The organism is Actinoplanes utahensis (assembly GCF_016862455.1).
Lineage (GTDB): Bacteria > Actinomycetota > Actinomycetes > Mycobacteriales > Micromonosporaceae > Actinoplanes > Actinoplanes utahensis.
The window spans coordinates 220,964-229,641 of sequence record NZ_BOMZ01000033.1; the positions used below are offsets into that span (position 1 = coordinate 220,964).

Sequence of the window (8,678 nt, forward strand, 5' to 3'; positions counted from 1 at the left end):
CCCTATGGAGGTTGAATCGTGGCCGCTCCCGCGAAGCGAGTCGAGCAGCTGGACCGGGTAGTCATCCGATTCGCCGGCGACTCCGGCGACGGCATGCAGCTCACCGGCGACCGGTTCACATCGGAGACCGCCCAACTAGGCAACGACATCTCGACACTTCCCAACTTCCCGGCGGAGATCCGCGCGCCCGCGGGCACCCTTCCCGGTGTCTCCAGCTTTCAGGTGCACTTCGCCGACTACGACATCCTGACCCCGGGTGACGCGCCCAACGTGCTGGTCGCGATGAACCCGGCCGCCCTCAAGGCCAACCTGGCCGACCTGCCCGCCGGTGCCGACGTCATCGTCAACACCGACGAGTTCACTCGCCGCAACCTGGCCAAGGTCGGTTATGCCGTCAGCCCGCTCGACGACGGCTCCCTCGGCGATTACGCGGTGCACCCCGTCGCTCTCACCTCGCTGACCCTGGGCGCTCTCGCCGAGCTCGGCATCGCGAAGAAGGACGGCGAGCGCGCCAAGAACATGTTCGCCCTCGGCCTGCTCTCCTGGATGTACTCGCGGCCGTTCGAGTCCACGCTGCGGTTCCTGGAGCGCAAGTTCGCCAAGCGGCCCGACCTGGTCGCGGCGAACAAGGCCGCCTTCCATGCCGGGTGGAACTACGGCGAGACCACCGAGGCCTTCTCGGTCCGCTACGAGATCAAGCCGGCCAAGATGCGGCCCGGCACCTACCGCAACATCACCGGCAACCAGGCGCTCTCGCTCGGGCTGGTGGCCGCCGCGGTGCGGTCCGGGCTGCCGCTGTTCCTCGGCGCCTACCCGATCACCCCGGCCTCCGACATCCTGCACGAGCTGTCCAAGCACAAGCGGTTCGGCGTCACCACGATGCAGGCCGAGGACGAGATCGCGGCGATCGGGGCGGCGCTCGGCGCGGCGTACGGCGGGTCTCTCGGCGTGACCACCACCAGCGGGCCGGGCGTGGCGCTCAAGGGCGAGACCATCTCGCTCGCCATCGCCCTGGAGCTGCCGCTGGTGATCGTGGACGTGCAGCGGGCCGGCCCGTCGACCGGCATGCCGACCAAGACCGAGCAGGCCGACCTCAACATGGCGCTGTTCGGCCGGCACGGTGAGGCGCCGCTCGCGGTGATCGCGCCGAAGTCGCCGTCGGACTGCTTCCACGCGGCTCTCGAAGCGGCCCGGATCGCCCTGACCTACCGCACCCCGGTCATCCTGCTGTCGGACAACTACGTGGCGAACGGCTCGGAGCCGTGGCTGCTGCCGTCCGTGGACGAGCTGCCCGATCTGCGGGTCGAGTTCGCCACGGCGCCGAATGCCGACGACGGGCGCTTCCTGCCGTACCTCCGTGATCCGGAGACCATGGCCCGACCGTGGGCCGTGCCCGGCACGCCCGGCCTGGAGCACCGCATCGGCGGTCTGGAGAAGGCCGACAAGACCGGCGACATCTCCTACGACCCGGCGAACCACGAGTTCATGGTCCGCACCCGGGCCGCCCGGATCGAGGCGATCAGCGTGCCGGACGTGGACGTCGAGGACCCGTCCGAGAGCGCCCGCGTGCTGGTGCTCGGGTGGGGTTCCACCTTTGGCCCGATCGGTGCGGCCTGCCGGGCGTTGCGCCAGCGGGGACTGCCCGTCGCCCAGGCTCATCTGCGGCACCTGGCACCTCTGCCGGACAATCTGGGCGAAGTATTGAAATCGTACGATAAAGTGATTGTTCCGGAGATGAACCTCGGGCAGCTCGCCAATGTGATCCGGGCGAGATATCTGGTCGACGCGGTGCCGTTCAACCAGGTCAGCGGCCTGCCGTTCACCGCCGCGACACTGGAGAGCATGCTCGAGGACGTGGTCAAGAATGGCTGAGACGACCATCCCGCTGAAGCTGACCGCCAAGGACTTCAAGTCCGACCAGGAGGTCCGCTGGTGCCCCGGCTGCGGGGACTACGCGATCCTCGCCGCGGTGCAGCAGTTCATGCCGGAGCTGGGCATCCCGCGGGAGAACATCGTGTTCGTCTCCGGGATCGGCTGCTCCTCCCGGTTCCCGTACTACATGAACACCTACGGGATGCACTCGATCCACGGCCGGGCCCCAGCAATCGCGACCGGCCTGTCCGCGTCCCGCCCCGACCTGAGCGTCTGGGTGGTCACCGGCGACGGTGACGCCCTGTCGATCGGCGGCAACCACCTGATCCACGCGCTGCGCCGCAACGTGAACCTCAAGATCCTGCTCTTCAACAACCGGATCTACGGGCTCACCAAGGGGCAGTACTCGCCGACCTCCGAGCTGGGGAAGATCACCAAGTCGACGCCGGCCGGGTCGGCGGACTCGCCGTTCAACCCGCTGTCGCTGGCCCTGGGCGCGGAGGCGACGTTCGTGGCCCGGACCATCGACTCCGACCGTAAGCACCTGCAGTCGGTGCTCCGGGCGGCCGCCGAGCACCAGGGGTCGGCGTTCGTCGAGATCTACCAGAACTGCAACATCTTCAACGACGGCGCCTTCGACCTGATCAAGGACGCGGACACCCGGGACGAGCACCTGATCCGCCTCGAACAGGGCCAGCCGATCACCTTCAACGGGCTGAACGTGGTCCACCCGGAGGGCAGCTTCGGCCTCAAGGTCCAGAAGGGCGGCACGCCGATCGTCCACGACGCGACGGTCGACGACCCCGCCTACGCGTTCGCGCTCAGCCGGCTCTCCGGCTCCGACCTCGGCACCACGCCGATCGGGGTGTTCCGCAACGTACAGCGCCCGTCCTACGACGAGATCGTCCGCAAGCAGGTGCTCGACGCACGCGCGCAGGCCGACGGCACTCCCGAGGAGATGCTCGACGGCCTGCTCAACGCCGCCGACACCTGGACGATCCTCTAGCCGGCTCTCAGACGGAGACGCCGTTCGTGGCGGTCTCGTCGTCGCGGATGTAGACGAGCAGGTCGCCGGTCTCGATGCTGAGAGCCTGCTCGCCGCCGAGCGGCACCACCTTGCCCCGGCGGATCAGCGCCACCACCAGGGTGACGAGCTCGCGCGGGTTGCGGCCCACCTCGGCGCGCTCGGCCGAGCGCATCGCCAGCGCCATGCCTTGGCCGGGGGTGAGCAGGTCCTCCACCACGTCGATCAGCGGCGGCGCGGTGGTGGTCAGACCGAGCAGACGGCCCGCCGTCGACGACGAGACGATCACGTGGTGGGCGCCGCTCTGCTTGAGCAGGGCGGCGTTCTCCTGCTCCCGGACCGCGGCGATGATCCGGACCTGGCCGGCGGTCAGCTGCCGCACGGTCAGGGTGATCAGCACGGACGCCTCGTCCCGGTCGGTCGCGATGATCACCGACTTGGCGTTCTTCACGTCCGCATCGTTCAGCACCGCCGACCGGGTGGCGTCACCCTCGATGACGACGAACCCGCTGGCCTGGGCCTGCCGGACACCTGCTTCCCGGCTCTCCACGATGACGATGCGGTTCTTCTCGTAACCGGTCTCCAGCAGCGCGGCGACCGCGGCCCGGCCCTTGGTGCCGTACCCGCAGATGATCACGTGATCCTTCAACTTGCGCCTCCACCGGCTGACCCGCAGGCCCTTGCGGTACTGGTCGGTCAGCACCTCGAGTGTGGTGCCGACCAGGATGATCAGGAAGAGGACCCGGGCGGGCGTGATGAACAGGACGTTCACCAGGCGGGCGGCCTGGGTCGCCGGAGTGATGTCGCCGTAGCCGGTGGTGGAGAGCGAGACGACCGCGTAGTAGAAGCAGTCGAGCAGGGTCAGCCCGTCCTCGTTGACGTCCCGATAACCGTCCCGGTCGGCGTAGATCACCGCGACCGCCAGAAGGACCAGGGAACACGCCATCACCACACGGATGGCAAGGGCTCTCAGCGGTCCCTGCCGGACCAGAGGTAGATGAATCATGGAACCGCCTGCACGCGATCACCTTAACGGTCAAGCTGAAGGTCGTAACCGAAGCACACCACATCAGTCACCGGCCAGGCGCCGGAGGTCTCATGCGCCATCTCGCGGTCACCGCCCTCCTGCTCGCCGTCGCCCTCCCGGCGCACGCCGCGCCGCCCCCGCCCCCGGCCACCACACCGGCCGCCGACCGGGCGGCCCTGCTGCGATCCTGGACCCAGCCGACCGCCGCGAGCAGCGCCGCCTGGAACACCGCGCGCCTCGAGCGTTCCCGCTGGTCATCCTATGGATTCGACTGGACGACGGACCTCTGCAGCCGGGTCCCGGAGACACCGCTCGGCTTCGACTTCACCGACGCCTGCCGCCGCCACGACTTCGGCTACCGCAATTACCGGACCGCCCTCGCCGACCACAAAGCCCGCCTCGACGAGGCCTTCCGCGCCGACCTGCGCCACACCTGCGACAGCCACCGCCTCGCGGCCCAGCCCTTCTGCAACGCGATCGCCTTCACCTACTTCGAGGCTGTTCGCCTATTGCCAAAAACCTGAAAACCCGCATTTGGTACGCCGTACGCCGTCTCCCACCGCAACCACCCCGTCCCGTGGCCCCCGGGCGAGGTCCGCGACGGTCACCACCGAAACGCGGCTCTCGGGCGAAGCGGCCGGTCACCACACACCCAGGCGGCACAGCCCGCCTCGCGGGAAGCCACGGGACGGGCCGGGTCGGCGCGGCCGCGGCGGGCGACGTACCCGGGGAAGGGTTTCATCGGGCCATCTGGGCGAAGCGGGCGGCGCCGTCTTCGAGGTCCGGGTGCTCGACGGCCAGAGCCATGGCGACTATCCGGTCGAAGCCCAGGCCGGCGCCGTCGGCATAGGCCGCGTCGAAGGTGGCGTCGCCCAGCGCGGTACGCAGCGACGCCTGGTGTGCCGACCAGAAAGCGCCGAACGATTCGGTACGGCGGGCGCCCTGGGCAGCCTCCGCGCCACCGAAGAGGACCGCCGCGGTCGCCGGGTCGCCGCCGAGAGCACAACGGACCGCGATCGCCGCGACCGCGTCAGCCGCGGCCCCCCGGAAACCGTGCCGCAGCCGGGAACGCAACGCCACCACCAGATGGTCGTGGGCGGCCACCAGGTCACCACGGCAGAGCGCGACCATGCCGAGCAGCCAGTCGACGGTACGACGGCCGCGGTCCTCGGGGCGGGCCGCCTCCACGTGACGCGCGGCGCCGAGCAGGTCCGCGGCCTCGGTCAGCGCCTCCCGGCGCCAGAGCAGCTCGGCCAGGGTCAGGACGGCGGGCAGGGCGGCGTGCGGCACTCCGTGCCGGTCGGCCAAGGCGATGACCTCACGACAGTCGTGCTCCGCGGCGGCCGGATCGTCCCCGGGCCGGGTCACGCGGGCCGACCGGACCCGGACCAGCAGCCACGGTTCGCCCGAACGTTCGGCCTCGGCCTCGGCATGGGCCAGGAACCGGTCGCGTTCGGCACGGTCGTCGGTGAGCCGGGCCTGCACCAGACAGGCATCGACCAGATCGACCGCGCTCAGCGGGACCGCGTTCCGCGGCGCCCTCGCCGGCAGCCCGGTCCCCGTCGCGCCCACGCCGGTGAACACCGTGCTCGGCGATCCGGCGCCCGGGCCGCTCGCCGGCGCCGCGAAGTCCGCTCCGGAACGTGAGCCTGCGGCGCACGGGGACGTTGCGGGAGAGGCCGTGCCGGGATCCGGGACCGCGGCGCGGGGCGGTGCGGCGGCTTCGGCGGTGGGCAGATGCCGGTAGAGGGTGGCGAGGAGGTCACGGCCGGCGCGGGCCTCGTTGTGTTCGAGCCACCAGGGCTCCAGGGCGGTGGCCAGGCGTAGGCCGGCGGGCACGTTGCCGGCGGCGGCGGCCCAGCGCAGGGCGGTCTGCCACTCCGGCACGTAGGGGCACAGTTCGGTGAGAGAGATCGCTCGCACCTGGTCGTCGGTGTCCACGGTGACCCGGTCCAGGGTGTGCAGGGTCCAGGTCAGGTGCAGATCGCGGACCGCCGGTTCCTCGCCGGTCGCGGCGAGCTGGCGCAACGCGTACGCCCGGACCTGATCCGACATCCGGTAACGCGGCCCGGGAACCACCTCGATCAAAGACTTGTCGGCGAGTTCGGAGAGGGCGCCGAGGGCTTCCGGGTCGCACCATTCGACGGTGGCCAGCTCGACCGGGCCGGCGAAGACGGCGAGCCTGCGCAACAGTCCGGCGGCCCGGTTGCCGAGGGTCCGATAGGACCAGGCCAGGTTGTTGGTCAGGCTGGCGTGCCGGCCGTCCCCGGCGGCGTCGTTGTCGAGGGCGCCGAGCGGGTCGTCGAGGCGGCGGGCGAGCTGCTCGGCGGGCAGCAACCGCAGGCGCGCGGCGGCGAGCTGAATGGCCAGCGGCGAGCCCTCCAGTCGTGCGGCGAGCCGGGCCAGCTGCGGATCGCCGTCGTCGAGCCGACCGCCCAGAGCCGCCGCGGCCCGGTCCCGGAGCAGCGCGAACGCGTCGGCGGGCGCGAGCGGCGGGATCCGCCACACGGTCTCGCCGGCGAGGGCGAGCGGCGCCCGGCCGGTGGCCACGATGTCGAGGCGGCGGCAGCGGCTGAGCAGGCGGTGCGCCAGGGCCGCGGTCAGGGCGGGCGCCGCGTCGCAGGTCTGCAGAAGCACCAGCATGCGGCGTTCGGCGCACTGCTCGGTGAGCGTGTCGATCATGGGCCGGCCCGGTTCCGGGCGCAGGCCGAGAGCGGTGGCGAGGGCGACGGGCAGGCCCTGCGACGCGGTTGCGGCGTCGATCGTCCAGATTCCGCCGGGGTACGCCGCCAGCAACTGCTCGCTCACCGCATGAGTGAGCCGTGTCTTGCCGGAACCGCCCGGCCCGACGACGGTGACCAGGCGGTGGTGGCTGATCAGCTCGGCCAGTTCGGTGAGCTCGGCGCGCCGCCCCACGAACGGGCTGTGCTCGGCCGGGATGTTGTGCCGGGGCGCCTGGGCGGTCCGGGGCCGGGGAAAGTCCCGCTCCAGCCCCGGCGCCATCACCTGGAAGATCCGTTCGTCGTCGTCGAAACCCCGCAGCCGGTAGGCGCCCAGGTCGAGCAGGTCCACGGTGGCCAGGGTGGCGGCGGCCGCGGCCCCGGCCCGGCCACCGGCGACGGCGGCGTGCGTGGCCGTCACGGCCAGGGCGGTCGCCTCGGAGCAGAGCACCTGCCCGCCGTGGGCGGCGGCGGACACCCGGGCGGCGCGGTGCACCTCGGCACTGGCGTACTCCTGACCGACCGGGATGGCCCGTCCCGTGTGCAGTCCCATCCGGACACGGGGCACCGCGTCGGAACGTGGCCAGTCGTAGGCGGACAGACGCCGTTGCGCCTCGACACAGGCGGCCACTGCCGCGTCCGCGCTCGAGAACGCCACGAAAAATGAGTCACCCTCGGTAAGAAGTTCGACACCATCAAAATCAGTAAACACAGCGCGTAGCACTGCTCGATGCGCTCCAAGGACCCTGCGGTACGCCTCACCAAGCATGCGGGCAAGCCGCGTCGAGCCCTCGATGTCAGTGAACATAAAGGTCACGAGGCCACTGGGTAGCTCGATCCGTCCCGGCACGGTGGAACCTCCGCCCCCTTTGGGAAGTCGCGACTCATGCTGCCGTATCTCTGTGTCACCGCCCATCGTAGAAACGGACGGTAATCACATGCCCGCCACGGCCGACCCCTTACGAAGGACGCTCCACCGTGATACCGCGCCGCGGCCAGGAATCGACCCGAGGCATACGGGACTACGCGTCTCGTAACGAAAGAGATCGAACGCGGAAACGCCGCCCACGGTCAAAACCGGCAGGCCGTTCGGGTGTACCCGGAAGAGGCAACGAGATCTACACCGCCTGCAAGGACGGCGTCACCGCCTGAAGTCGACAGTGATCAAGGTCGTTGCCGGGGGCCGCGCGGCCGAGGGGGGAACGGCCGCGCGACACGGGCGGTCAGCAGCAGCCGCCGCCCCCGCAACATCCGCCGCCACCGGCCGGAGCGGCCGGCGCCGCGGCCCCGCCGCCACGGCCCGTGACGGCGACTGTGGACAGCAGCTTGACAGTGTCGTCATGGCCCTGCGGGCAGGCCGCCGGCTCGGAGGACGCACGCATCGGACGGCTGACCTCGAAGGTGGTGCCACAGGCACGGCACCGGAACTCATAGCGTGGCATTCGACCAGCGTAGGACCCCTACGACGGGCTTCGCACCGGGGTTTGTCCACAGCGCGCCTTCGGCCTCCCCGGCGAGGGTTTCCGGCGGGTAGGGTCTACCCGTGGCGGAGGTACCGAACAACCCAGCACAGCGACCGGAGCTGCGCCCCGCGGCCCCGCATCAGGGCGGGCCGCTGGGCAGTTCAGGGGCGGCCCCGAGCAGCCCGCCCACCGCCACACCACCCGCCGCCACACCGCCCGCCGGCGCGGACGCGAAGACCCCGGACGCGAAGACCCTGGATGCGGAGACCGCGGGCACGAAGGCCACTGACGCGAAGACCGCGGGCACGAAGACGTCCGGTGCCGGTGATCCGGCCCCGGCAGACGCGGCGAGCAAGGACGCGGCCGTCAAGAAAGATGCGGATGCCACGGCCGGGTCGACAACGGCCAGCAGCCCAACAGTCGCCGGAGCCACCACCACACCGGCCGACCCCGCGAAGCCAGACGCCCCGCAGAGGGATGGCACGAAGCCAGACGCCGCGAAGGCCGACGGCTCGAAGCCAGACGCCGCGAAGGCCGACGGCTCGAAGCCAGACGCCGCGAAGGCCGACGGC

At 71.0% G+C, this 8,678-nt stretch carries 6 protein-coding genes and 1 pseudogene; 4 read left to right on the forward strand and 3 right to left on the reverse strand.

Translation table 11 applies throughout. The annotated features are described in order from the left end of the window. Positions 1-18 precede the first annotated feature (18 nt). The gene (locus Aut01nite_RS11270; RefSeq protein WP_043533270.1) at positions 19-1,872 is read left to right on the forward strand and encodes a 2-oxoacid:acceptor oxidoreductase subunit alpha; all 1,854 of its coding nucleotides are present in this window, start codon (positions 19-21) and stop codon (positions 1,870-1,872) included. After that, a complete protein-coding gene (locus Aut01nite_RS11275) occupies positions 1,865-2,878 on the forward strand; it encodes a 2-oxoacid:ferredoxin oxidoreductase subunit beta (protein ID WP_043533269.1) in 1,014 nt (337 codons plus the stop codon). Before Aut01nite_RS11270 ends, Aut01nite_RS11275 begins: the two co-directional genes overlap by 8 nt. A gap of 7 nt (positions 2,879-2,885) precedes the next feature. On the opposite strand, the gene Aut01nite_RS11280 is transcribed toward Aut01nite_RS11275, so the two are convergent. Next, complete coding sequence (locus Aut01nite_RS11280; protein ID WP_043533268.1) at positions 2,886-3,902, reverse strand: potassium channel family protein; 1,017 nt, start codon at positions 3,900-3,902, stop codon at positions 2,886-2,888. 92 nt (positions 3,903-3,994) lie between these two features. Here Aut01nite_RS11280 and Aut01nite_RS11285 point away from each other — a divergent pair, with 92 nt between their 5' ends. After that, positions 3,995-4,447, forward strand: a complete 453-nt coding sequence (locus Aut01nite_RS11285) for a phospholipase (protein ID WP_043533267.1) — start codon at positions 3,995-3,997, stop codon at positions 4,445-4,447. Positions 4,448-4,661: 214 nt separating this feature from the next. Here the strand turns inward: Aut01nite_RS11285 and Aut01nite_RS11290 are convergent, their stop codons facing one another. Together Aut01nite_RS11290 and Aut01nite_RS11295 are read right to left on the reverse strand one after the other, a co-directional pair. Next, entirely contained in the window at positions 4,662-7,451 is a 2,790-nt protein-coding gene (locus Aut01nite_RS11290) for an ATP-binding protein (protein WP_052164608.1), read from the reverse strand. A 415-nt stretch (positions 7,452-7,866) separates the two neighbouring features. Next, positions 7,867-8,085: an FmdB family zinc ribbon protein gene (locus tag Aut01nite_RS11295; protein ID WP_084000115.1), complete on the reverse strand. Its 219-nt coding sequence runs from the start codon at positions 8,083-8,085 to the stop codon at positions 7,867-7,869. A 101-nt stretch (positions 8,086-8,186) separates the two neighbouring features. On the opposite strand from Aut01nite_RS11295, the pseudogene Aut01nite_RS11300 reads away from it, so the two are divergent. Further along, positions 8,187-8,678: pseudogene (locus tag Aut01nite_RS11300) on the forward strand (hypothetical protein); the annotation flags it as partial.

What these genes read in the sequence shown, in the direction of transcription:
- Aut01nite_RS11295 (WP_084000115.1), bottom strand. Translation starts at nt 8,085, where the DNA reads ATGCCACGCTATGAGTTCCGGTGCCGTGCCTGTGGCACCACCTTCGAG.
- Aut01nite_RS11275 (WP_043533269.1), top strand. Translation starts at nt 1,865, where the DNA reads ATGGCTGAGACGACCATCCCGCTGAAGCTGACCGCCAAGGACTTCAAG.
- Aut01nite_RS11285 (WP_043533267.1), top strand. Translation starts at nt 3,995, where the DNA reads ATGCGCCATCTCGCGGTCACCGCCCTCCTGCTCGCCGTCGCCCTCCCG.
- Aut01nite_RS11280 (WP_043533268.1), bottom strand. Translation starts at nt 3,902, where the DNA reads ATGATTCATCTACCTCTGGTCCGGCAGGGACCGCTGAGAGCCCTTGCC.
- Aut01nite_RS11290 (WP_052164608.1), bottom strand. Translation starts at nt 7,451, where the DNA reads ATGTTCACTGACATCGAGGGCTCGACGCGGCTTGCCCGCATGCTTGGT.